This window comes from Rhodococcus sp. DMF-1 (assembly GCF_021441945.1).
Classification (GTDB): domain Bacteria; phylum Actinomycetota; class Actinomycetes; order Mycobacteriales; family Mycobacteriaceae; genus Rhodococcus; species Rhodococcus ruber.
In genome coordinates, this window is sequence record NZ_CP090442.1 from 2,887,102 (window position 1) to 2,909,291 (window position 22,190).

A 22,190-nucleotide genomic window follows, 5' to 3' on the forward strand; every position below is an offset into this window, starting at 1 on the left:
ATGGAGATTCTCGCCGGCCGGACGATCCTGCGGCCGTCGGACTACGACGTCGCCCTGAGGTTCTACGGCGAAGTCCTGGGTCTGGCGATCTACCGCGAGTATCCCGGCGGAACGGTGTTCTTCGCCGGTCAGTCGCTCCTCGAGGTGGCCGCGCACGGCGGCAGCGCCCGGCCGCAGCACTTCGAGGGCGCACTGTGGCTGCAGGTGCGCGACGTCTACGACGCGGAGGCCGAGTTGGTGACGAAGGGCGTCCCCATCGTGCGGGAGGCCCGGCAGGAGCCGTGGGGACTGCACGAACTGTGGATCGCGGATCCGGACGGCATCCCGATCGTGCTCGTGCAGATCCCGGCCGATCACCCCCTGCGCCGCGACACCCGCTGAGCGGTGTGTCCTTTGGGCTGCCCTGGCAGCCCAAAGGACACACCGGCCGCGTCAGCGGCGGGTCTCGAGGGCGGCCGCGATCTGCTCGGTGTGGGCCTGCGACTCGTAGAGCTGACGCAGCAGCCACAGCCTCAGCACCCGGGCGATCGCGCCGGCGACGTACAGCGCGGCGCCGAGGATCGCGACGATGAGCAACGCCGTGGCGAGGATCTGGTACGACGCGATGTTGCGCAGGTCCGCCTGGGTGAGCGAGGCGAAGTAGACGACGAACGCGGCGACGGCACCGCCGATCATCAGCACGAGCCCGCCGATTCGTGCGGGTCCGTCCCCCTTCGCGGATCCGGTATCGAGCTTCAGCTCCGCCGCGTCCTTCCGGAACTTGGCGCGCCGCTCCTCGGTGAGTGCGGTCATGGTCATCCTCCTAGATAACTGGTCGAAAGTTCGTTCTCGATGTCGGCGGGCTCACCGATCCGCACGACGCGGCCCTGCAACATCAGCGCGGCCGACGTCGCGATGGGCAGCACCGCCCGCGCGAACTGCTCGGCGACGAGGATCGACAACCCGTCCTCGACGAGCCGGCCGACGATGTCGTACATCTCGGTGACGATCCGGGGGGCGAGCCCCATGGACAGTTCGTCGAGCAGCAGCACGGTGGGATCGGTGCCCAGGGCGCGGGACAGGGCGAGCATCTGCTGCTCGCCGCCCGACATCGACCCCGCGAGCTGGCCGCGTCGCTTCCCGAGGATCGGGAAGCGCTCGTAGGCGACGGTCTCGAGATCCTCGAGCGACACGCCGGTGCCGGTGGCGACCCACAGGTTCTCCCGGACGGTGAGGTTGGGGAAGATCCCCCGCCCCTCCGGGATGGTGCAGACGCCGAGCCGGGCGAGCGCGGCGGCGTCGACACCGTTGACGACGCGGCCGGCGACGCGCAGTTCGCCGTGCTCGACGGGCAGTACGCCCGAGCACACCCGAAGCGTCGTGGTCTTGCCGCCGCCGTTCGGCCCGAGCAGGGCGACCACCGAGCCCGGCTGCAGCGTCAGGCTCACCCCGTGCAGCACTTCGATGGGTCCGTAGCTCGCCCGCACGTCGACGAGTTCGAGCAACGGGGTCGGCTCGTCGCCGGAGACGTCGACGAGATCGGTGACGGGGGCGTTCATGCCACCTCCTCGGTTCCGATGTACGCGGCGATCACCGCGGGGTCGTTGCGGATCTGCTCGGGGCTGCCCGAGGCGATGAGCGCGCCGTAGTCGAGGACGTGGATGCGCGAGCACACCCGCATCACCAGCGGCAGGTCGTGCTCGACGAGGCAGATCCCGAGGCCGTCGTCCGCGAGCCGGCACAGCAGGTCCGCGAAGTCGTCGGTCTCCTGTTCCGTCTGTCCGGACGCCGGTTCGTCGAGCAGCAGCACCCGCGGCCGGGTCATCAGCGCCCGCGCGACCTCGACGACGCGGGCGCGGCCGGTGGGAATGTCGGAGACGTCCATGTCCGCGACGTCCGTGAGTCCGGTCAGGTCGAGCAGCCGGTCGGTCTCGGCGTCGATGTCGTGCCGCGCACGGGTCGCGGTGCGGTGCATGTCGCCGGCGACCCGGAGGTTGTCGCGCACCGACAGCGACAGGAACAGCTCGAGCCGCTGGAAGGTGCGGGCCAGTCCGCGCCGGGCGCGCTTGTAGGGCGCGGCGCGGGTGAGGTCGACGCCGTCGAGCAACACCTGCCCGGCGGTCGGCTTCTGCAGTCCGGTGACGGTGTTGAACAGGGTGGTCTTGCCGGCACCGTTGGGGCCGATCAGCCCCGTCACGGTGCCCGCGGCGACGCTGATGCTCACGTCGTCGACGGCGGTGTGCCCGCCGAACCGGACCGTGATGCCCCGGGTCTCGAGCAGGGTGTCAGACATGCGCGCTCAGCTCCTTCGCGACGCTCGCGGACGATTCGGGCGCCGCCGGGGTGGGCCGCGCCGCGGGCAGGCCCAGTTCCCGGTCGAGGCGGTAGCGCCCCTCGGCCGTGTACGGCTCGTCGAGACCGACGAGTTCTGGCGGGGTGGTGCGGCGCCGTTCCATTTCGTCGGCGCCGAGCACCGCACCGGGCATGAGCCACTCGCCGACGACGGGCAGCAGGAACACGATCGTGATGGTCAGGGCCGCGAACCACCAGTTGCCCAGGACGCCCGTCAGGGCCAGGACGTAGAGCAGCGCGATCGCCGCGCCGCCGCCGTACAGCACCGGCCGGGCGGAGAGCAGACGGCGGTAGCCCTCGACCATCTGGTGCACGCTGCCGGACGGATTGTGACCCACCCCGATACCGATCAGCGCGGGGCTGACGGCGGCGATGTTGCCCAGCAGGAGGTACAGGCCCTCGAGTTCGGGCTGCGTCTTGGCGAGGTTGTTGAACGAGACCATGATGACCGCGAAGCCCACGCCGGCCATGACACCGCCGAACAGCGCGCCGCTGACGTACCCGATGCCCGCGACGACGGTGAGCATGAGCAGGGTCAGGCTCACGATGATGTTGAAGTTCTCGCCCGCGACGGCACCGGTGGCGCTCGACATCAGCACACCGCCGAGTCCGGCGATGGCGGCCGAGAGCATGAACACGCTCAGCTTGAGGGTGATCAGGTTCTGCCCGAGCATGGCCGATGCGGCGGGGCTGTCCTTCATGGCCGCCAGGCGACGTCCGTAGCCCCTGTTGCGCAGGGCGACGACCCCGACACCGAGCAACGCGAACAGCACCGTCGCCGTCATGAGGAACGTCGTCTCGTCCTGCAGGTCGAGCGGGCCGATCCGCAGCGGCGGGATCACGAGCGAACCGCCCGTGAAGATCGAGAACTCGACGCCGAACAGTTCGTGTTCGGTGGTGTCGCGCAGCACCATGTTGGAGACGAACACGCCGAAGGCCATGGTGGCGAGCGCGAGGTACAGGCCGCGCAGGCGTAGCGCCGGGAGCGCGACGACCCCGCCGACGAGCGCGGTGACGACCACGGCGAGCAGCACACCCCACACGGTCAGCCGCTGGTCGAGTCCGGTGCCGGTGATCCCGAAGTGGAACACGACGATCGTGGCGATCGCCCCGAACGACAGCGGGGCGAGGTTCATCTCCCCCGCGTACCCGGTGAGCAGGGTCAGCGACAGCGCGACGATCGCGAAGGTCATGCCGAGGGTGAAGGTGGTGATCGCGGATTCCACCATGAGCAGGCGGATGAGGTAGACGATGGCCACGAGAGCGACCGCCCACACCACGGCCTTGCGGACGCTCGGCACGTGGTAGCGCTCGCGGGTGCGCATCGCCGCGCCGCGCAGCCGGTCCTGGGGCAGCACGATCAGCACCACGAACAACGCCACCATGGGCAGCGAGACACGCAGATTCGACGTCCACGCCCACGAGGAGGGGGCGTAGCCGATCAGGTAGGCGCCGGCGAGGCCGAGGACGAGGGCACCGACGAAGGTGCGCGGGATCGAGCTGAGCCGGCCGAACATGGCGGCCGCGAACGCGTCGATGACGAGCAGGGTGAGCATGTTGGCCTCGAGGCTGCCGCCGCTGATCGGGGTGATCAGCACGCCGGCGAGGACGGCGAGCGTGGAGCCGAGCGCCCAGGAGAACGCCGCGATCCGTTCGGGGTTGTGCCCGTTGAGGCGCAGCAGGTCGGGATCGTCGACGACGCCGCGCATCGTGGCGCCGGTCCGGGTGCGCTGGAAGAGCATGCGCAATCCCACCGCGATCCCCACGGCCGCGAGCACGCACAGGATCTCGTGGACGCGGACGAACGCGCCGAGCACCCGGATCCCCGTGTCGTCGCCGAAGAACATGCCCAGCGAGCGGGGCTTCTCGGGATGCCAGAACCACTGGGACAGGAACAGCATCCCCAGCATGATCGAGACGGTCACGACGATCTTGGTGACCTCGGCGGTGTCCCGCAGGCCCCGCATGATCACCACGTACAGCGCCAGGCCCATGAGCGGCCCCGCGAGGAACAGCACCACCAGCAGGGCCAGCGGGACGGGCAGCCCCCAGCCGGCCGTGAGCTGCCAGTAGAGGAACGCGCCGAGCATCGCCTGGGCGCCGTGCGCGAAGTTGAAGATTCCGGAGGTGTTGTAGGTCAGAACGAGCCCGGAGGCCGCGATCGCGTACACGGACCCGAGCACGAGGCCCAGGATCGTGAACGTCACGAATGTGTTCATGGTGAAGCCCTGTCGGTAGAGAACCGGTCGTGTGGAGGCGGGGCGGTGCCGCGCGGGCACCGCCCCGCCGGTCGGTGCAGGCCGGTCAGTCCTGCGGCGCGAGCACGTTCGGGTTCATGAACTTGGTGGCGATCCGGTCGGGACCGAGTTCGGTGCCCCACGTCTCGGGTGCGGTGGCGACGAGGTACTCGTCGTTGCATTCGAACTCGCCGGAGGACTGCGGGAACGCCTGCGTGTACGCGTCGCCCTTCAGCGAGACCATCAGGCCGCACTTGGCGGGCATGTTGGCGCCGGGATCGGTGACGGCGTGCAGACCGCCGCCGTCCCACTCGTGGATCTGCGAGAGCTCGTCGATCATGCACTGCCGGGTCAGGTCCGACCCGCACTCCTTCGCCGCGGTGGCCCACAGCAGGAACGACGAGGTGGCCTGCATGCCCAGCAACGCGGTCTTGCCGCCCTGCTCCTCGACGAGGTCGACGTACTGCTGGACGGCCGGCACCTTGTCGGCGTTCTCGAGCATCTGGAAGCCCATGCCCGCGTACAGGTTGTCGAGCAGACCCCCGGCGTTGGCCTCCTTGACGGTCTCGCCGTACCAGGTGGCCTCACCCATCAGGACGGGATCGATGCCGACCTGTCCGAGTGCCTTGAAGAAGTTCAGTTCGTTCGGCACCGGCGACCGGGAGGTCCACAGGCCTTCGACGCCGCACTCCTTGAACTTCTCGGCGAACGGGACGTAGCTGGCCTCGCCGTCGTAGTTGATGGTGACGCCGCAGTTCTTCAGCTCGAACCCCGCGGCCTCGGCGATCGAGCGCACCTTCGTCAGGGACGTGACGATCGTCGGCATCGTGCTGCCGACGAGGTCGAACTTGTCCTTCAGGTCCGGTCGCAGCTGTGCCAGCTGGAACCAGGCCGAGCCGTTGGCGTAGTCCACGGGGAACGGCACGCCCTGGTAGGTCATCGGGCCGTTGGCCGCTTCCGGGGACACGGTGAACCCGGGCACCGCCGCGAGGTTGCAGGCCACGCGGGTCTGCTCGGCGGTCTGGTCCATCGCGAAGCCGTGGCCGACCATCATGAACTCGGAGCGGCACGCATCCTGCATGACCGAGTTGGCCTGGGTCATCGCGGCGTCGTAGTCGGTGCCGACGATGGTGCGCCCGTTGATGCCGCCCTGGGCGTTGCACCAGTCGATCATCGCGGAGACGGCGTCGGACATCTCCTTGTTCAGGCCGGGGCTCTTGGCGTAGCCGCGGTCGTCGCCGTAGCCGATCCTGATCTCGGTGTCGGTCACGCCCTGGTCGGTGGCACCCGTGGCGTCGCCTTCGCCGCACGGCGAGTCCAGGGTGCCGAACTTGTCCACCGTGAGGGTGTCGGCCGCGGCGGCTCCGGTGCCGCCGGTGCCGGCCCCGCCCGACGGGTCGGCGCCGCGTTCGCCGGCACAGGCCGAGAGCAACGCGACAGAGGCCGTGAGCGCCAGCACGGTCCTGGCGAGTGTGTGCTTGTTCAAGGTCGGGTGTCTCCTTCGTCACAGCAACCCCTGTCCGGCGGTCGGCGCGGGAGGGGTGGTGCGGCGAAAGCTAGCCAGGGCCGCGGAGGCCGCGACGTGGGATTCCCGGTCAGTGAGACCTGCGGTGAAGTCGGTCACACACCGATCGGTGAGTGAATCTCCGCACAGCGGGGAACCGCCGCGGGCACCCTGCCACCGGCGGAACCGTCGAGGTGTCGGTGTTCACCGACCCGTCGCTGTACTTTTACCCACCGGCTACCTCACAATCGGCAGATGTGACCGCAGAGCTTGTCGTCCTCCTGGTGGTGGTAGTCACTGCCCTCGCATTCGACTTCACCAACGGCTTCCACGACACCGGGAACGCGATGGCGACATCGATCGCCACCGGCGCCCTGAAACCGAAGGTCGCGGTCGCCCTCTCCGCCTCGCTGAACCTGGTCGGCGCGTTCCTGTCGGTCGAGGTCGCCGCAACGGTCGCCAAGGGCGTCGTGAACCTGGACAGCACCGGCGGCGAGGCCCTGCTGCTCATCGTGTTCGCCGGTCTCGTCGGCGGCATCCTCTGGAACCTCGCGACGTGGCTGTTCGGCCTGCCGTCGAGCTCGTCGCACGCGCTGTTCGGCGGCCTCATCGGCGCGGCCCTGGCGTCGCTCGGAATCGGCGGCGTGGTGTGGGACGGAGTGATCGGCAAGGTGATCATTCCGGCGCTGCTGGCGCCGGTGGTCGCGGCCCTCGTCGCCACGGTGGGCACCTGGTCCGTGCACCGCATCACCCGCGCGGTGCCCGACGAGACGCGCGGTCACGGCTTCCGCATCGGCCAGATCGGCTCGGCCTCGCTGGTCTCGCTCGCGCACGGCACCAACGATGCGCAGAAGACGATGGGCGTGATCTTCCTGGCGCTCGTCGCGCACGGCAGCATCACCGCCGACGCGGAGATGCCGTTCTGGGTGAAGTTCTCCTGCGCCGTCGCGATCGCCCTGGGCACGTACCTCGGCGGCTGGCGCATCATCCGCACGCTCGGCAAGGGGCTGGTGGAGATCGCACCCCCGCAGGGCATGGCGGCCGAGTCGTCGTCGGCCGCGATCATCCTCACCTCGAGCCACTTCGGCCTGCCCCTGTCGACCACCCACGTGGCGACCGGGTCGATCCTGGGGTCCGGTCTGGGCACCCGCTCGGCGAACGTGCGCTGGGGCGTCGCGGGCCGCATGGCCGTCGCCTGGCTGATCACCCTGCCGTCGGCGGCTCTCGTCGGCGCGTTGTGCTGGGGGCTGGCCCATCTGATCGGCGGCCTGCCGGGTGTGGTGGTGGTGTTCGCGGTGCTGTGCGCGCTGTCGCTGCTGATGTACGTGCGCTCGCGCCGGCAGCCGATCGACGCCTCAAACGTCACCGCGGAGTGGGACGGCAAGCTCGCTCCCGCGCAGACCCCGGCCCCGGCCCCGGCGCCCGAGGACGTGCCGGCCGCACCGACCACTCCCACGGAGGGACGCCCGTGACCCTGTTGACGAACACCCTGAGCTCGCTGTGGCAGGTCGTCCTCGTCGGCCTCTTCTTCGGGGCGGGCCTGCCGGCGGTCTTCGCGCTCGGCATGCGCTCGCTCGTGGCGGGTCGCGCAGGTGAGCAGGCCCGGCCGAACCCGCTCGGCATCGCCGGTGCCGTCGTCTGCTTCGCCGTCGTGCTGATCGCGATCGTCGCGGGGATACTGTTGCTGGCCTCGGATTTCCTGTCGAGCACCTTCGGCCTCGACCTCTTCTGAGCCACCGCCCCGCCGTCCGTCCCACGAAAGAACGACATTGTCCAAGTACTCGCTCCGTTCGGTCCTCGACTGGCTGCGTGCCGGCTACCCGGAAGGCATCCCGGCCAAGGATCACTTCGCGCTGCTCGCCGTGCTGCGCCGGCGTCTGACGGACGAGGAGATCGCCGAAGTGTGCGAGATGTCGATCGCCACGGCCCACGAGCATCCCGAGCGCCACGTCGACTACGACACGCTCAAGCAGATCATCGCCGGCGTGCTCCACGAGGAACCGTCGGAGGAGGACCTCGAACGAGTCGCCGGGCACCTCGCCGCGGGGGGCTGGCCGGTGGTCGCCGAGGACGGGACCGTGGTGACCGGCGACGACGGGACGGACTGAGGAGGTGCCCCCGTGACGCTTCCGCCGTTCCTCACCTCCATCATCGAATGGCTGCGTGCCGGTTATCCGGAGGGCGTGCCGGAACAGGACTACGTGCCGCTGTTCGCGCTGCTCAGCCGGCGGCTGTCGGAGGACGAGGTCGACCAGGTCGCGCACGCCCTCGTCGACGACGGGGACCTGCCCATCTCGAAGACGGACATCGCCGTGCTGATCACGAAGATCACCAACGAGATGCCGCTCGAACAGGACATCGATCGGGTGCGCCGGCACCTCGAGACCGGAGGATGGCCCCTCACCGGCCCCGCCACATGAACCTCGAGGTGCTGCCAGTCCCCTCCGGCGACGCCGTGCAGGCGGTCCTGCCCGCACTCCGGCGCATGCTCGACGGCGACGGACCGGCCCTGCTCCCGGTGCCGGCCGCCGACGACCGGGAGATCCGGCGACTGACCGGGGCCCTGCGCCCGGGCGAACCCGTCGACGACGGCATCGGTCTCGTCGTCGCCACCTCGGGCACCACGGGCACCCCGAAGGGCGCCCAGTTGACCGCCGCAGCGCTGCGGGCCAGCGGGGACGCCACGCACGAGCGTCTCGGCGGGCCCGGCTCGTGGCTGCTGGCGCTGCCCGCCCACCACATCGCCGGCATGCAGGTGCTGCTGCGGGGCCTGCTGGCGGGAACCAGGCCCGTGGTGATCGACGTCGCCGGCGGCTTCGATCCGGTCCGGTTGCCCGCGGCGATCGCCGCGATGCCCGCAGGACGGCGCTACACGTCGCTGGTGCCCACCCAGCTGATCAAGGCCCTCGATCACCCGGCCGCCGTCGCGGCTCTCGCCGAGCTGGATGCGATCCTGCTGGGCGGTGCCGCCACGCCCGCTCCGGCCCTGCGCCGGGCGCGGGACGCCGGGATCACCGTGGTCCGCACCTACGGGATGAGCGAGACGTGCGGCGGGTGCGTGTACGACGGCGTCCCGCTGGCCGGGACCACGGTCCGGGTCGACGCGCAGTCCCGGGTGTGGCTCGGCGGGGTCACCCTTGCCCGCGGCTACCGTGGTCTGCCCGATCATCCGGCGTTCGCGGAGCCCGGCTGGTTCCGCACGGACGACGCGGGCGAACTCGCCGACGGGATCCTGCGCATCCTGGGGCGCCTGGACGAGGCCGTCTCCACGGGCGGCCTCACCGTCGTGCCGCAGGTCGTCGAGGCCGTCCTGCTCGAGCACCCCGCGGTCCGCGAGTGCGCCGTGATCGGCCTGCCCGATCCGCGGCTCGGCCAGCGGGTGGCGGTCGTCGTCGTCCCGGAGGCCGGCGCCTCCCCCACCCTCGACGATCTGCGAGCCTGGACGAGCGCCTCGCTGGACGTCACCGCGGCCCCGCGGGCGCTGTACGTCGTCCCCGCCCTGCCGTTGCGCGGCCCCGGCAAGGTGGACCGGCGGGCGCTGGTCGCCCGGTTCTCGTAGGTCGACCCGTCACGGCCGAGCGGGCGGATCGGTCATCTCCCTCGGTCGTCTCCTCGGCCCGGCGGGATGCCCTATTCGCTCGATGGCAGGATCGACGCATGGCAACCGCTGGTCAATGGCTCGAAGGCGCCCGTCCGCGCACACTTCCCAACGCGATCGCCCCGGTCGTCGCCGGTACCGGCGCCGCAGCCGCGCTCGACGGCGCGGTGTGGTGGAAGGCGCTGCTGGCGTTGGTGGTCGCGCTCGCGCTGATCGTCGGGGTCAACTTCGCCAACGACTACTCCGACGGCATCCGCGGGACCGACGACGACCGCGTCGGTCCGCTGCGGCTGGTGGGTTCGGGCGCGGCGGCGCCGGCCGCGGTCAAGCGGGCCGCGTTCGCGTGCTTCGGAGTGGGCGCGATCGCCGGGATCGCGCTGGCGCTCACGAGCGCCTGGTGGCTGCTCCTGGTCGGTGCGGTGTGCATCGCCGGCGCCTGGTACTACACCGGCGGCCGCAGTCCCTACGGCTACAGCGGGTTCGGCGAGGTCGCGGTGTTCGTGTTCTTCGGGCTGGTCGCCGTGTCGGGCACGCAGTTCGTGCAGGCCGGCCGGATCGACTGGGTCGGGCTGGCGTGCGCGGTGGCAGTGGGTTCGTTCTCGAGCGCGGTGCTGGTGGCCAACAACCTGCGCGACATCCCCACCGACACCGTCTCGGGCAAGCGCACGCTCGCGGTGCGGTTGGGCGACCCGCGGACCCGGACGCTGCACCTGATCCTGCTGGCCGTGCCGTTCGTGGCGTCGCTGGCCCTGGTGGCGCGCACGCCGTGGGCGCTGGCGGGCCTGCTCGCGCTGCCGTTCGCGGTGCGTGCCCACGCACCGGTGCGATCCGGTGGTCTCGGTATGCACCTGATCCCGGCGCTGCGGGACTCGGGCGTGGCGATGCTGGCCTGGGCCGTCGCGACCGCGGCGGCGCTGTTCGTCGCCTGAGCGGTCGCGCCCGCAAACCTCACTTCCGGTCGGGCACCAGCAGGCCGAGCGCCCAGTTGACGATCGAGATGATCAGGGCGCCCCAGAACGCGGTCCAGAAGCCCTCGACGGTCAGACCGTAGTCGGTGAACTCGCTCAGCCATGCGGTGAGCAGGAGCATCAGCGCGTTCACGACGAGGGTGAACAGACCCAGCGTCAGGATGAGCAGCGGTAGCGACAGCAACTGCACGAGCGGCTTGACGAATGCGTTGACGACGGTGAAGACGAGCGCGATCACCAGCAGGGCGATGATCTCGTCGGTGGCGCCGGTGCCGGATCCCGTGAAGTCGATGCCGGAGACCCACTGGGCCGCCAGCCAGATGGCGACGGCGTTGAGGACCAGCCGGACCAGGAAGTTGATCATGCCGACACTGTTCCACATCCGGCCCCCGGGGACGCCGTCGCGAATCCCGGACGGTCAGGCCGCCCGGCCCCGGTAGTCACGCAGACGGTCGCGCAGGACCCTGCGGGGGACGTGTGACTCGACCAGCGTGCGGGCACGATCGTCGTCGGAGCGCAGGATTCCGAGCAGCAGGTGCTCGCAGCCGATGACGCGGTCCCGCCGCGCGAGAGCTTCCCGCAGGGCGAGTTGCAGGGACTTCTTCGCGGCAGGATGGAACGGCAGATGCCGCGCGAACGGTCCCCGCCGGCCGCCGCCTGGTCCCCGATCGAGGACGCCCTCGCCGAAGCTCTCCTCGAGCCTCGCCCGGACGGAATCGAGGTCGATGCCGATGGCGCCGAGCGCGGCGGCGTCCTCGTCGCCGAGCATCCCGGCGTCCCGGACCAGTTCGCTGCGCACGGTCCCGGCGGTGAGACCCAGGTCGGCGAGCAGGTCACGGAGCGTCGTGTCCGCGGTGCCGAGGACGCCGAGCAGCAGGTGGGCCGGCTCGATCCGTCGGGCGTCCAGCTCCCGGGCCTCTTCCTGCGCGGTGACGACGGCGGCTCGCGCGCCGGCGGTGAATCGTTCGAACACGGCGGATCACCCACGCTTCCGGTTGTACTTCTGGTGGACGGCCTGCCTGCTCACCTCGAGCGCATCGGCGATCGCCTGCCACGACCAGCCCTGCCGGCGGGCGTTGTCGACCTGGATCGCCTCGAGCCGCTCGAGCAACCGTCGCAGGGCGCGCACCGCCCGCAGCCCCTCCGCGGGATCGGGGCTTCCGGCGGCGGCGGCGAGCGTGGTGGCCTCGGTCATGCCGTCAATTTACGTTGACAACCGGCGAACGTCAAGACAAGTTGACAGGACGGGTCCGGCCACCCGATCAGTACCGCGCGACGGCAGCGTCCACGGCACGCTGTAGTTCGTCCTGCACCAGGCGCGTGACGTCACGGACCCTGCCGTCGAGGTCGGTGACCGGGCCGGTGAGGAACACACTCGCCGGACGCGACGGGTCCTTGTCCGGCCCGTATCCGATCCCGACGCACACCAGGGCGGGCTGCGCCCCCAGGTCGCGCGCCCGGCGGACGATGTGGCCGATGCCGGTCCCGAGCGGCTGCAACCGCGTGGGGTCGCCCTCGTTGCAGGTGCCCTCCGGGAAGATCGCGACACTGTCGCCGCGATGCAGCCGGGCGGCGGAGACGTCCATCATCCGGCGTCCGGCGTCGGAGACCGCCCGCAGGCCGTGGTTCTTGGCCCGGAAGACCGGGATCCCACCCATCATGTCGACCTTGCGGCGTCGTGACTCGTCGGCGAACAGCTCGTCCTTCGCCAGCACCCGCGTCCTGCCGATCACCGGGCGCAGCGGCGAGCGCCACGCCGTCGCGGCGAGGACGTACTGATCGCTGTGGGTGAGATGGTTGGCGACGATCAGCAGGGGCGTCCCGCCCCGCACGAGTTCGCGGAGACGATCGCGGACGTCCCCTGCGCAGCACACCCGGGGGCGATACCGAGCGGCGAGCAGGGCGTAGGCCGCCCGGGCGACGGGCCGGCTCTGCCGGTGCCCGAGGTAGAAGTCGTACACGGCTTCGTAGTTGTCCAGGGACACGGCGGGGCGCTCCATGTCCTCACGATACCGAACCTACGCACCCGTAGGCTACGGACTCGTAGGGTCCGGGGCGGCGAGGCTCAGGCCGCCCATCTGCCGGTGGCCGCGAACTTCTCGAGCGTCGCGGTCGGGCCGGCGAGGTCCAGACCCTCCCCGGCCACCCACTCGTCGTCGAAATAGGTACCCGCGTAGCGTTCCCCGCCGTCGCACAGGAGGGTGACGACGCTGCCGTGCCGGCCGTCGGCGATCATCGCCGCGATCAGGCCGAACGCACCCCAGAGATTGGTCCCGGTCGAGCCCCCGACGCGGCGGCCCAGCGCTTCGCTCGCGTGACGCATCGCGGCGATCGAGGCGGCGTCCGGCACCCGGATCATCCGATCCACCACCTGCCCGACGAACGACGGCTCCACGCGGGGCCGTCCGATGCCCTCGATCCGCGACGGCATGCCCGTCGTGTAGTCCGCCGATCCCGTCTCGTACCCGCCGTAGAACGCGGAGTTCTCGGGATCGACGACGGCCAGCCGGGTACGGTGCCGGCGGTACCGGATGTACCGGCCGACGGTGGCGCTGGTGCCGCCGGTGCCGGCGCCGACGACGATCCACTCCGGGATCGGATGTTCCTCGAGCTGCAGCTGGGTGAAGATCGATTCGGCGATGTTGTTGTTGCCGCGCCAGTCGGTGGCTCGTTCCGCGTGCGTGAACTGGTCCATGTAGTGACCGCCCAGCTCGGCGGCGAGCCGGCGCGCCTCGGCATAGATCTCCGGCGGCCGGTCGACGAAGTGGCACTGCCCACCCTGCGCCTCGATGAGCGCAACCTTGGCCGGACTGGTGCTCCGCGGCATGACCGCGACGAAGTCGAGGCCGAGCAGCTTCGCGAAGTACGCCTCGCTGACGGCGGTCGAGCCGGACGACGCCTCGATGATCGGGGTGTCCGCACGCACCCAGCCGTTGCAGATGGCGTAGAGGAACAGCGATCGCGCGAGCCGGTGCTTCAAGCTGCCGGTGATGTGCGTGGACTCGTCCTTGAGGTACAGCTGCACGCCCCACTCGGGAGGCAGCGGATAGCGCAGGAGATGCGTGTCGGCGCTGCGCTGGGAGTCGGCCTCGATCAGCTGGACGGCACGATCCACCCACTCCCGCGACGCACTGCGGTCGACGACGCCTTCGCTCACCTAACGATCCTCGCCACGCAGCCGGGACTGGAGGTCGGCCCGGTCGGCGCGTCGGCGCGCGTCGACGGATGCGATGCCCGCGTTCACCCGGCGGCGCAGCGGCGCGAACACGACGAGCGAGAGCGGCAGCGCGATCAGCACCGCGAAGAGCGCGGCGACCAGCAACGGGATCTCCACCCCGAACAGGCGGGGAAGGTAGAGGATCACCACGGCGAGCACGAGGACGAGGCCCAGCCGGGCCAGCGAGTAGAGGGCGACGTCCCGGGCCAGGGTGCCTCTGTCGGTGCCGGCGTTGCCGGGCCGGCCGGGATTTCCGGGCTGGTCAGGACGGTTCTGCGATGCTTCACTCACCCGTCCAGGGTAACCGCCGCGCGCCGCGGCCCATCTGGTCGACCGTCCGTTTTGTCTATTACTTCCGCTTTACCAACCGTAGACCGTTCGAGCAACCAGGGTATTCGGTGTCAACATGGCCACGACGATCCGAACGAGACGAAACACCCGGAAGGACCATCGATGAGCGCACCCGCATTCAACGGCGCGAAGGAATCACTGCTGACCCCCGGCCAGGTCGCGGCGCTGTTCCACGTGGACCCGAAGACGGTCACCCGCTGGGCCCACGCCGGCCGGCTCGGCTCGCTGCGAACCCCGGGCGGGCACCGCCGCTTCCGGGAGTCCGAGGTGCTGGCGCTGCTGCGCTCCCTCACCACCGAAGCCACCCGCTGACCCGGGCCCACGCCGCATCGGGGACCCGGGGCGCACCGGCACCCTCGTCACAACGAATAGACTGAAGGAGCAGGCCCGGCCGGCCGCGGAAACGCCGGCGGACTGCTCGCGGCGAGGAGGTGCGTGGTGCTCTACCTGTTGGCCATAGTCGGTGCCCTCACGATTGCGGTGCTGCTGTGGAAGGCGTTCGGTCCCGGACTTCGCTCCCAGCCCACCCGCGTGATCGGCCCCGACGACGACCCGGACTTCCTCTGGAAGGTCGACCGGGAGTTCCGTCGCAGGTCCACCGACGGCACCCCCGGCCCCGATCAGGACCCCGGAGACTGACCTCGGGCCGCGGCGCCCGCTCCGTCGCTGCGCTCGCGCCGGAGTGATCCCTCGCTGCGCTCGCAGGGGTCATCCCCCGTCGCTGCGCTCGCCCAGGGTCATCCCCCGTCGCTGCGCTCGCCGAGGTCACGTCGGCGCGGAAAGTCCGCGGCAACCCCCGCCGCCAGTTCCAGCAGCGCCCGCCGGGTACGTGGCTGCAGTCGGGCCAGGTCGACCTCCGCGCCCTCCTCGAGGTGCGGATCGAACGGCAGCACGTGGACGGCGCGGCAGCGCCGCGCGAAGTGCTCGACCAACCGGTCCACGTCCACCTTGCCGGACCGGGGCCGCACGGCGTTGACCACAGCCACGGAACGGGCCACGAGGGCCCGGTAGCCGTGGGCGTCGAGCCAGTCCAGCGTCGCCGAGGCGCTGCGCGCACCGTCCACCGAGCCGGAACTGACCACCACCAGTGTGTCCGCGTTCTCGAGGATCGCCCGCATCGCCGAGTGCATCAGTCCGGTGCCGCAGTCGGTGAGCACGATCGTGTGGAAACGTTCGAGGATTGCCAGCGTCCGCTCGTAGTCCCGCGCGCTGAACGCCTCCGAGACGGCCGGATCGCTGTCCGAGGCCAGCACCTCGAGCCGATGCCGATTCTGTGCCGTATGGGCCCGGACATCGCCGTAGCGGCGGATGCTCGCCTCGTCGCGCAGCAGCGTGCGCACCGTCCCCGAGGTCCGGTCGGCGACCTTCTGGCTGAGCGTTCCCCGGTCGGGGTTGGCATCCACCGCGATCACCCGGTCGCCTCGCAGGGACGCGAACGTGGATCCGAGCGTGACCGTGGTAGTGGTCTTTCCCACCCCGCCCTTCAAGCTCAGCAGTGCGATCCGGTAGCAGCCCCGGAGCGGTCCGCGCACCTGCTCTGTCAACTCACGCCGCTGCCGGTCCCGCCGGCCGTCGCCCGGATCGATGCGCCCGCCGGTGCCGCGGTACACGGCCCGACGCCACCCCCGCGCGGGCGCCGACTGTACCCGGTTCACGAGCAGCGACGCGTCCAGATCCCGCGCCGACGGCTGTGCTGTCCCCGCCCGCTCGCCCTCCTGCGGCACCACGCTGTCGTCCCCCGTCCCCGGTCCCCCACGGCCCGGCCGACGCGGACGATAACAGATCAGTTCAGGCCGGCGTACGAATGCAGACCGGAGACCACCATGTTGATGATGAAGAGGTTGAACAGCATGGCGACGAACCCGGCGACGTTGATCCACGCCGCACGGGTGTTGCGCCAGCCCGACGTCGCGCGGGCGTGCAGGTACGCCGCGTACATCACCCAGGTGATGAAGGAGACGGTCTCCTTGGGATCCCAGCCCCAGAACCGGCCCCACGCGGCCTCGGCCCAGATCGCGCCCAGGATGATGCCGGCACCGAACAGCGGGAACCCGATGATGGTGGTGCGGTAGGCGAGACGGTCCAGGGTCTGCGCGTCGGGCAGGCGTTCGGCGATCCGGCCGAACACGCCGCGGCCCTCCTCGCCCTTCGGGAACCGGATGCGCAGCAGGAACAGCAGGCTGGCGACGCCGGAGACCAGGAAGATGCCGCTGCCGACGCTGATGATGGTCACGTGGATGGGCAGCCAGAACGACTGCAGGGCGGGCACGACGGGGGCGGCGTCGGCGTACAGCACGGTCGCCGCGAGGAACATCAGGATCAGCACCGGCACGAGCAGGTAGACCCACATGATCCGGTAGGCCGGCTTGCGCAGCACCACCAGCCCGAACAGCACCGCCGCGGCGCACGCCATGGCCACGAACTCGTACATGTTGCCGAGTGGGAAGCGCTCGGTGGACAGCCCGCGCAGCACGATCGACGTCACCTGCAGGGCAGCCACCACGACGACGAGCGCGCGCCCCATGTTGCCGAGACGCTCGGACAGCGTCCGGCCCCCCACCTCCTCGACCCGGCCCGGCCCGGCCGGCACCGGCGGCGGCTCGGCCGCCGCGCCCACGGCGACGAGTTTGCGCTCGCGCTCGGCGACGAGGTCGGCCCGGTGCGACGCGTACTCGGCGATCAGCAGCACCAGCGCGAGCACCAGTACCGCGAACGCCGATTCGAACGCCCAGTCGCTGTACTGCGCGAGGGTCTCGTTGAGGGTCATGCCTTCTTCTCCTGTGCTGCCTTCGCACGTGCGGTCGTGTCGTCGCCGAGCAGTCGGCCGGTCAGACGCTCGAACTCGTCACCCCATCCGGCCTGGTCGGTCCGGGCGAGACCACCGAGTTCTACTACGGTACGTCGTTCCCCGTCGGCCACTGTACCGGCCGGGTAGACCCGCACCCAGACGCGGCGACGTTTGATCAGCAGCGACACCAGCAGCCCCGCCATCATCGTGACGGCCGACACCAGCACCCACGTCTGCGCCGGGTCGTGGGAGACCTGCAGGTTCACGAAGTCGGTCGCGCCGTCGAACCGGATCTGCGTCCCGTCGGCGAGTGTCACGCTCTCTCCCGCATACAGGTTCACGCGGTCCTGCTTGACGAGCCGGCCCTGGTTGATCAGCTCGCCGTTGAGGGAGAACAGCGACTGCGGAGTGCCGGTGTCCAGGCCCGTGTCGCCCTTGTAGATGTCGATCGCGACGGCGGGATCGGTCAGCGCCGGGTAGCCGGAGGACAACAGGTTGCCGTGGAACACCGCGGTGGGCGCGAACAGCCCCTCGATCGCGATCTGGTTGCGCCGCCGCTCGTCGGCATCCGGGTACATTCCGCCCGGCGGGTCGAACCGCATCGCACCACTGCTGAGGAAGGTGGTCGCGTCGTCCGGTCGCCACTGCAGCGTCTCGGTGCGGGTCTCGCCGTCGGGCCATGTCACCGTGAAGGACGGCGCGAAACCGTGGCCCTGCAGGTAGACGCGGTCGCTGCCGACCCGCAGCGGGTGGTTGACCTTCAGCTGGGCCTCGCGCCAGGTGTTCGTCGCCAGGTCGGCGCCCGCCTGATAGTCGATATTCGAGGTGAACATCTCCGCCTGGCCGTTGTCGAGATAGTCCGCGGAGAAGTCCTTCACGCGGATGCACATCGGAGTCAGGCCCGTGCCGTCGAGGGTGTTGCCCGCGCGGAAGGAGTCGAACGCCGCCGGCGAGCTGGTGCAGAACTCCTCACCGTCGGCGACCAGGATGCGCTGGCCCTCGTAGCCGAACAGCTTGCCCACCGCGACCGCGGCGAGCAGCCCCACCAGCGCGAGGTGGAACAGCAGGTTGCCGGCTTCGCGCAGGTATCCCTTCTCCGCGGAGAGGGTGAGTTCCCCGTCGCGCGCGCCCCGGCGGGCGGCCGTCTCGCCACGCTCGGCGACGCGCCAGCCCCGCAGCTGGCCCCGCACCCGGGCGAGCACCTCGTCCGGGGCGCCGTCGACCGTGGTCTCGAGATGGTGCGGCAGTCGCGACAGGTTGCGCGGCGCCGGCACGGGCCGGGTGCGCAGCGCCCGGTAGTACTCGGTGCAGCGCGGCAGGATGCAGCCGATCAGGGAGACGAACAGCAGCACGTAGATCGCGGTGAACCAGAAGCTGCCGAACACGTCGAACAGCTCCAGCCGGTCCATCAGCGGACCGAGGGTCGGGCGCGCGGCGATGTACTCGTCGACCTTGCCGGCGTTGAGGCTGCGCTGCGGCAGCAGGGCGCCGGGGATCGCGGCCAGCGCGAGCAGGAACAGCAGCACCAGCGCGGTGCGCATCGACGTCAGGCCGCGCCAGGTGTTGCGGACGAACGCCGCGGCGCGACCGGCCGGGCCCTGCCGCGGCGGGGTCGGTGACGGTGGGGCGGTGGGTGTGTCGGTGGCCGTCATATGGGGAGCGTGACCTCGGAAATGAAGGCGTCCCGGATCCAGGAGACGAACACGTCCCAGGCGCCGGTGACGAGGGCGATTCCGACGGCCACGAGCATGAAGCCGCCGACGAGCTGGACGGTGCGGGCGTGGGCGCGCAACCAGCCCACCCCGCGCAGGGCCCGGGCGGAGCCCAGCGCGAGTACGACGAAAGGCAACCCGAGACCGAGGCAGTACGCCACGATGAGCGCGACGCCCCGGGCGGCGGTGGCGCCCTCGGTGCCGGCGGCCAGGGAGATCACCCCGGCAAGGGTGGGACCGAGGCACGGCGTCCAGCCGAGGGCGAAGACGCCGCCGAGCAGCGGCGCGCCGGCCAGGCCGGAGATCCGCCGGGGTTCGGGGCGGGTGTCGCGCTGCAGCGCCGGGATCAGGCCGACGAAAACCAGGCCCATCACGATGGTGACCACCCCGCCGATCCGCATCAGCAGCTCGCGGTTGACGGCGAGCGCGGAGATCGCCCCGAACACCGACGCGGTGGCGAGGACGAACACCACCGTGAATCCGGCGACGAACAGCGCGGCTGCTCCGGCGACGCGCAGCCGTCCGTCGGCGCGGACGGTGGTGGTGCGTCCACGCGCCTCGGCGGCGGTGACCGCCGGCGCCTCGGCGCCCACGACCCCGGCCAGATAGGACAGGTAGCCGGGCACCAGCGGCACCACGCAGGGCGACGCGAAGGACACGAGCCCGGCCAGCAGGCACGCTCCGAGGGCCAGCAGCAGCGGGCCGGACGAGGCGACCGACTGGAAGGTGTCCCCGATGCCCGCGGCGAGGACGGCTTCGCTCACGAGCGGATTGCTGCTCACGACTGCACCACCCATGTCACTGCTCGGCGGGGGCTTCCGCGGCGACCCGCTCGACGACGGGCTGCAGATCGCTCGCAAGCAGTTCGGTGAGGAAGACCGCCGCGACGCGGTGGTCACGGTCGAGGACGACGGTGGTGGGGACGACCGACGTCGGGTAGTTCGCTCCCAGCGCCAGCAGCGAGCGCATCGACGGGTCGTAGATCGACGGGTAGCCGACCCGGTTGTCGACGACGAAGTCCTGGGCCTTGTCGCGCTGGTTGTCGCGGACGTTGATGCCGAGGAACTGCACGCCCTGGTCCTCGGTGGCCTCGTAGACCTGTTCGAGGTCGTCGGCCTCGCTACGGCACGGGGCGCACCACTGGCCCCACACGTTGAGCACCACCACCTGGCCGGCGTAGTCGTCGAGCGAGATCGTCTCGCCCTCGTTCATCAGGTCCTCCCCCGAGAGCGTCCCGAGGGTGCCGCGCTCGGCGGGCGGGTCGTAGAAGATGCGGGTCTGACCGCCCGGCGAGACGAAGTCGAAGGTGCCGCCGGTGGCGACGGCGTCGTCGCCGGTGGCGCACGAGGTGAGGACGCCGCAGGCCAGCGCCGTCGCCGCCAGCGCCGCCCGTCGCGTGGCCCGGCGACTCATGCGCCGTGGACGGTCGGGTCCGAGGCCCCGGCCGGTTCGGAGTAGACGATGTCGACCAGGGTGTCCCCCTGGTACACCAGCGAGGTCAGCGACGCCAGGCTGCACTGCCGGTGCTGCGGGTTGTGCCACAGCCGTTCCCCCTCGAGGAAGCGGCGGAGGGTCCACACCGGAAGCTGATGGCTCACGCACACGGCTTCGCGGCCCACGGCGGCGACACGAGCGGCGTTGACCGCGGCCAGCATGCGGTGCGCGATCTGCAGGTAGGGCTCACCCCACGAGGGGGTGAACGGGTCGCGCAGCTTCCACCAGTGCCGCGGGCGGCGCAGCGCCCCGTCGCCGACGGCCACCCGCAGGCCCTCGAACTGGTTGCCCGCCTCGACGAGGTTCTCGTCCGTCGCCACCGGCAGGCCGTGCTTGTCCGCGATGGGCTGGGCGGTCTGCTGGGCCCGCTCGAGCGGGGAGGCGACGATGTGCGCGATGTCGTGGTCGGCGAGGGCCGAGGCCACCGACCGGGCCTGCGCCTCCCCGGTCACGGACAGCCGGAAGCCGGGCAGCCGGCCGTAGAGGATGCCGCTGGGGTTGTGCACCTCGCCGTGCCGGAGCACGTGCACGATGGTGCGGGTCTCGGACGGGGCAGGTTCGGTCACGTGGGAGTTCCTCGGGTGTGCGGCGGGTGTGGACGGCCTGGAAGGGGCGCGCTCAGGCGGTGGCGGCGGCCGCCGCCTTCGCGGCGTGCGGCAGTGCGTCGGCGATGCGGGAGAACGCGTCGTCGTCGAGCGCGGACGAGACGAACCACGTCTCGAACGCGCTCGGCGGGGCGTAGACGCCGTGGTCGAGCAGGGCATGGAAGAACGCCGGGAACCGCCACGTCTGCGCGGCCTTGGCCTGCGCGTAGTCGGTGACCGGCTCCTCGGTGAAGAACACGCTGAGCATGGTGCCGGCGAACTGGACCCGGTGGGCCACGCCCTCCGCCGTCAGCGCCTCACCGAGCATCCGTCCGAGGGTGGTGGCGTTGCGGTCGAGCGCGGCGTAGGCGTCGCTGTCGGCGGCGCGCAGGCTGGCGAGGCCGGCGGCGACGGCGACCGGATTGCCCGACAGGGTGCCGGCCTGGTAGACGGGCCCGGCCGGCGCGAGATGGGCCATCACGTCGGCGCGGCCGCCGAACGCGGCCGCGGGCAGTCCGCCGCTCATCACCTTGCCGAACGTCATGAGGTCACCGGCGACGCCGTCGATGCCGTACCACCCGGCCGGTCCCGCCCGGAACCCGGTCATCACCTCGTCCATGATCAGCAGCGCGCCGTGCTCGCGGGTCAGCTCGCGCAGACCGGCGTTGAAGCCGGGCAGCGGCGGGACGGTGCCCATGTTGCCGGCCGCGGCTTCGGTGATCACCGCCGCGATCTTCCCCGGTTCGGCCGCGAACGCCGCGCGCACCGCCTCGAGGTCGTTGTACGGCAGGACGATGGTGTCCTCGGCCTGGGCGCCCGTCACACCCGGCGACGTCGGCAGCCCGAAGGTGGCGACGCCGGAGCCGGCGTCGGCGAGCAGGGCGTCGACGTGACCGTGATAACAGCCCGCGAACTTGACGATCTTGGTCCGGCCGGTGAATCCGCGTGCCAGTCGCACCGCACTCATCGTCGCCTCGGTACCGGAGTTGACGAGCCGGACCTGCTCGACGGGCTCGATGCGGGCCACGATCTCCTCGGCGAGTTCCACCTCACCGGCGGTCGGCGCGCCGAACGACAGCCCGGTCGTGGCGGCACTGCGCACCGCGTCGACGACGGCCGGGTGCGCATGGCCGAGGATCATCGGCCCCCACGAACACACCAGGTCGACATACGAATTGCCGTCCACGTCGGTCAGGGTGCAGCCGGATGCGGAGGCGACGAAGCGCGGGGTGCCGCCGACCGATCCGAACGCGCGGACCGGCGAGTTCACACCCCCGGGAATCACCTTCGACGCCCGGTCGAACAGTGCGGTGGAAACGGAGTCGCGGGCGCGAGATGCATCGGGGGTCGCAGTCACGACCTCCAGTGTCCCAGTTTCGCGGGATTTGCCAAAAGGCGCGGGCCCT

General features: G+C 70.9%; 26 protein-coding genes and 1 pseudogene. 9 read left to right on the forward strand and 18 right to left on the reverse strand.

Going from position 1 to position 22,190, the window contains the following annotated elements; genetic code table 11:
- On the forward strand, positions 1-381 hold the full coding sequence (locus tag LZP97_RS13065; RefSeq protein WP_010592040.1) for a VOC family protein: 381 nt from the start codon (positions 1-3) through the stop codon (positions 379-381).
- Positions 382-432: 51 nt separating this feature from the next.
- Here LZP97_RS13065 and LZP97_RS13070 read toward each other — a convergent pair whose 3' ends face one another.
- The 5 genes from LZP97_RS13070 to LZP97_RS13090 form a co-directional block, all read right to left on the reverse strand.
- Positions 433-792, reverse strand: a complete 360-nt coding sequence (locus tag LZP97_RS13070) for a hypothetical protein (protein WP_010592041.1) — start codon at positions 790-792, stop codon at positions 433-435.
- 2 nt (positions 793-794) lie between these two features.
- The gene (locus LZP97_RS13075; RefSeq protein WP_010592042.1) at positions 795-1,538 is read right to left on the reverse strand and encodes an ABC transporter ATP-binding protein; all 744 of its coding nucleotides are present in this window, start codon (positions 1,536-1,538) and stop codon (positions 795-797) included.
- Positions 1,535-2,272 (reverse strand): ABC transporter ATP-binding protein, encoded by a 738-nt coding sequence (locus tag LZP97_RS13080; protein ID WP_010592043.1) that lies wholly within the window; start codon positions 2,270-2,272, stop codon positions 1,535-1,537. The genes LZP97_RS13075 and LZP97_RS13080 overlap by 4 nt, the downstream gene beginning before the upstream one ends.
- Positions 2,265-4,550 (reverse strand): branched-chain amino acid ABC transporter permease, encoded by a 2,286-nt coding sequence (locus LZP97_RS13085; protein ID WP_048774135.1) that lies wholly within the window; start codon positions 4,548-4,550, stop codon positions 2,265-2,267. The genes LZP97_RS13080 and LZP97_RS13085 overlap by 8 nt, the downstream gene beginning before the upstream one ends.
- An 85-nt stretch (positions 4,551-4,635) precedes the next feature.
- Complete coding sequence (locus tag LZP97_RS13090) at positions 4,636-6,054, reverse strand: ABC transporter substrate-binding protein (RefSeq protein WP_010592045.1); 1,419 nt, start codon at positions 6,052-6,054, stop codon at positions 4,636-4,638.
- Positions 6,055-6,329: 275 nt separating this feature from the next.
- On the opposite strand from LZP97_RS13090, the gene LZP97_RS13095 reads away from it, so the two are divergent.
- The 6 genes from LZP97_RS13095 (at position 6,330) to LZP97_RS13120 (ending at position 10,599) form a co-directional block, all read left to right on the forward strand.
- A complete protein-coding gene (locus tag LZP97_RS13095; RefSeq protein WP_010592046.1) occupies positions 6,330-7,544 on the forward strand; it encodes an inorganic phosphate transporter in 1,215 nt (404 codons plus the stop codon).
- Positions 7,541-7,804, forward strand: coding sequence for a hypothetical protein (locus LZP97_RS13100; protein WP_017680030.1), 264 nt, complete (start codon positions 7,541-7,543; stop codon positions 7,802-7,804). Before LZP97_RS13095 ends, LZP97_RS13100 begins: the two co-directional genes overlap by 4 nt.
- A gap of 37 nt (positions 7,805-7,841) precedes the next feature.
- Complete coding sequence (locus LZP97_RS13105; protein ID WP_010592048.1) at positions 7,842-8,180, forward strand: DUF3349 domain-containing protein; 339 nt, start codon at positions 7,842-7,844, stop codon at positions 8,178-8,180.
- 12 nt (positions 8,181-8,192) lie between these two features.
- A complete protein-coding gene (locus LZP97_RS13110) occupies positions 8,193-8,492 on the forward strand; it encodes a DUF3349 domain-containing protein (protein WP_010592049.1) in 300 nt (99 codons plus the stop codon).
- A complete protein-coding gene (gene menE / locus LZP97_RS13115) occupies positions 8,489-9,631 on the forward strand; it encodes an o-succinylbenzoate--CoA ligase (protein WP_048774137.1) in 1,143 nt (380 codons plus the stop codon). Before LZP97_RS13110 ends, menE begins: the two co-directional genes overlap by 4 nt.
- Before the next feature lie 98 nt (positions 9,632-9,729).
- Complete coding sequence (locus tag LZP97_RS13120; RefSeq protein ID WP_010592051.1) at positions 9,730-10,599, forward strand: 1,4-dihydroxy-2-naphthoate polyprenyltransferase; 870 nt, start codon at positions 9,730-9,732, stop codon at positions 10,597-10,599.
- A gap of 19 nt (positions 10,600-10,618) precedes the next feature.
- Here LZP97_RS13120 and LZP97_RS13125 read toward each other — a convergent pair whose 3' ends face one another.
- The 6 genes from LZP97_RS13125 to LZP97_RS13150 all read right to left on the reverse strand — a co-directional run bounded on the left by LZP97_RS13125 (position 10,619) and on the right by LZP97_RS13150 (position 14,065).
- Positions 10,619-11,002: a phage holin family protein gene (locus tag LZP97_RS13125; protein ID WP_010592052.1), complete on the reverse strand. Its 384-nt coding sequence runs from the start codon at positions 11,000-11,002 to the stop codon at positions 10,619-10,621.
- A 54-nt stretch (positions 11,003-11,056) separates the two neighbouring features.
- Positions 11,057-11,611, reverse strand: a complete 555-nt coding sequence (locus LZP97_RS13130; protein ID WP_010592053.1) for a Clp protease N-terminal domain-containing protein — start codon at positions 11,609-11,611, stop codon at positions 11,057-11,059.
- Between the two features lie 6 nt (positions 11,612-11,617).
- On the reverse strand, positions 11,618-11,833 hold the full coding sequence (locus tag LZP97_RS13135) for a hypothetical protein (RefSeq protein WP_003937583.1): 216 nt from the start codon (positions 11,831-11,833) through the stop codon (positions 11,618-11,620).
- A gap of 67 nt (positions 11,834-11,900) precedes the next feature.
- Positions 11,901-12,638: a lysophospholipid acyltransferase family protein gene (locus LZP97_RS13140; RefSeq protein ID WP_010592054.1), complete on the reverse strand. Its 738-nt coding sequence runs from the start codon at positions 12,636-12,638 to the stop codon at positions 11,901-11,903.
- 65 nt (positions 12,639-12,703) lie between these two features.
- Positions 12,704-13,795, reverse strand: coding sequence for a PLP-dependent cysteine synthase family protein (locus LZP97_RS13145; protein WP_017680034.1), 1,092 nt, complete (start codon positions 13,793-13,795; stop codon positions 12,704-12,706).
- Complete coding sequence (locus LZP97_RS13150; RefSeq protein WP_172603578.1) at positions 13,796-14,065, reverse strand: DUF4229 domain-containing protein; 270 nt, start codon at positions 14,063-14,065, stop codon at positions 13,796-13,798. It abuts the gene before it with no gap.
- A 243-nt stretch (positions 14,066-14,308) separates the two neighbouring features.
- Between LZP97_RS13150 and LZP97_RS13155 the strand changes: the two genes are divergently transcribed.
- Both LZP97_RS13155 and LZP97_RS13160 read left to right on the forward strand, forming a co-directional pair.
- Positions 14,309-14,518, forward strand: a complete 210-nt coding sequence (locus LZP97_RS13155) for a BldC family transcriptional regulator (protein ID WP_006935908.1) — start codon at positions 14,309-14,311, stop codon at positions 14,516-14,518.
- A gap of 126 nt (positions 14,519-14,644) precedes the next feature.
- Positions 14,645-14,845, forward strand: coding sequence for a hypothetical protein (locus LZP97_RS13160; protein ID WP_010592058.1), 201 nt, complete (start codon positions 14,645-14,647; stop codon positions 14,843-14,845).
- Positions 14,846-14,943: 98 nt separating this feature from the next.
- Here the strand turns inward: LZP97_RS13160 and LZP97_RS13165 are convergent.
- The 7 genes and pseudogenes from LZP97_RS13165 to hemL all read right to left on the reverse strand — a co-directional run.
- Positions 14,944-15,954 (reverse strand): annotated as a pseudogene (locus LZP97_RS13165) (MinD/ParA family ATP-binding protein); the annotation flags it as partial.
- A 35-nt stretch (positions 15,955-15,989) separates the two neighbouring features.
- Positions 15,990-16,973, reverse strand: a complete 984-nt coding sequence (ccsB, locus tag LZP97_RS13170; RefSeq protein WP_010592060.1) for a c-type cytochrome biogenesis protein CcsB — start codon at positions 16,971-16,973, stop codon at positions 15,990-15,992.
- Positions 16,970-18,646, reverse strand: coding sequence for a cytochrome c biogenesis protein ResB (gene resB / locus LZP97_RS13175; protein ID WP_040271941.1), 1,677 nt, complete (start codon positions 18,644-18,646; stop codon positions 16,970-16,972). The genes ccsB and resB overlap by 4 nt, the downstream gene beginning before the upstream one ends.
- The gene (locus LZP97_RS13180) at positions 18,643-19,503 is read right to left on the reverse strand and encodes a cytochrome c biogenesis CcdA family protein (RefSeq protein ID WP_010592062.1); all 861 of its coding nucleotides are present in this window, start codon (positions 19,501-19,503) and stop codon (positions 18,643-18,645) included. The genes resB and LZP97_RS13180 overlap by 4 nt, the downstream gene beginning before the upstream one ends.
- Position 19,504: 1 nt before the next feature.
- A complete protein-coding gene (locus tag LZP97_RS13185) occupies positions 19,505-20,119 on the reverse strand; it encodes a TlpA disulfide reductase family protein (RefSeq protein WP_040271939.1) in 615 nt (204 codons plus the stop codon).
- Positions 20,116-20,766: a histidine phosphatase family protein gene (locus tag LZP97_RS13190; RefSeq protein ID WP_003937572.1), complete on the reverse strand. Its 651-nt coding sequence runs from the start codon at positions 20,764-20,766 to the stop codon at positions 20,116-20,118. The genes LZP97_RS13185 and LZP97_RS13190 overlap by 4 nt, the downstream gene beginning before the upstream one ends.
- Before the next feature lie 52 nt (positions 20,767-20,818).
- Positions 20,819-22,141 (reverse strand): glutamate-1-semialdehyde 2,1-aminomutase, encoded by a 1,323-nt coding sequence (gene hemL / locus LZP97_RS13195; protein WP_010592064.1) that lies wholly within the window; start codon positions 22,139-22,141, stop codon positions 20,819-20,821.
- Positions 22,142-22,190 lie beyond the last annotated feature (49 nt).

What these genes read in the sequence shown, in the direction of transcription:
- LZP97_RS13065 (WP_010592040.1), top strand. Translation starts at nt 1, where the DNA reads ATGGAGATTCTCGCCGGCCGGACGATCCTGCGGCCGTCGGACTACGAC.
- LZP97_RS13070 (WP_010592041.1), bottom strand. Translation starts at nt 792, where the DNA reads ATGACCGCACTCACCGAGGAGCGGCGCGCCAAGTTCCGGAAGGACGCG.
- LZP97_RS13075 (WP_010592042.1), bottom strand. Translation starts at nt 1,538, where the DNA reads ATGAACGCCCCCGTCACCGATCTCGTCGACGTCTCCGGCGACGAGCCG.
- LZP97_RS13080 (WP_010592043.1), bottom strand. Translation starts at nt 2,272, where the DNA reads ATGTCTGACACCCTGCTCGAGACCCGGGGCATCACGGTCCGGTTCGGC.
- LZP97_RS13085 (WP_048774135.1), bottom strand. Translation starts at nt 4,550, where the DNA reads ATGAACACATTCGTGACGTTCACGATCCTGGGCCTCGTGCTCGGGTCC.
- menE (WP_048774137.1), top strand. Translation starts at nt 8,489, where the DNA reads ATGAACCTCGAGGTGCTGCCAGTCCCCTCCGGCGACGCCGTGCAGGCG.
- LZP97_RS13120 (WP_010592051.1), top strand. Translation starts at nt 9,730, where the DNA reads ATGGCAACCGCTGGTCAATGGCTCGAAGGCGCCCGTCCGCGCACACTT.
- LZP97_RS13125 (WP_010592052.1), bottom strand. Translation starts at nt 11,002, where the DNA reads ATGATCAACTTCCTGGTCCGGCTGGTCCTCAACGCCGTCGCCATCTGG.
- LZP97_RS13135 (WP_003937583.1), bottom strand. Translation starts at nt 11,833, where the DNA reads ATGACCGAGGCCACCACGCTCGCCGCCGCCGCCGGAAGCCCCGATCCC.
- LZP97_RS13140 (WP_010592054.1), bottom strand. Translation starts at nt 12,638, where the DNA reads ATGGAGCGCCCCGCCGTGTCCCTGGACAACTACGAAGCCGTGTACGAC.
- LZP97_RS13155 (WP_006935908.1), top strand. Translation starts at nt 14,309, where the DNA reads ATGAGCGCACCCGCATTCAACGGCGCGAAGGAATCACTGCTGACCCCC.
- ccsB (WP_010592060.1), bottom strand. Translation starts at nt 16,973, where the DNA reads ATGACCCTCAACGAGACCCTCGCGCAGTACAGCGACTGGGCGTTCGAA.
- resB (WP_040271941.1), bottom strand. Translation starts at nt 18,646, where the DNA reads ATGACGGCCACCGACACACCCACCGCCCCACCGTCACCGACCCCGCCG.
- LZP97_RS13180 (WP_010592062.1), bottom strand. Translation starts at nt 19,503, where the DNA reads ATGGGTGGTGCAGTCGTGAGCAGCAATCCGCTCGTGAGCGAAGCCGTC.
- LZP97_RS13185 (WP_040271939.1), bottom strand. Translation starts at nt 20,119, where the DNA reads ATGAGTCGCCGGGCCACGCGACGGGCGGCGCTGGCGGCGACGGCGCTG.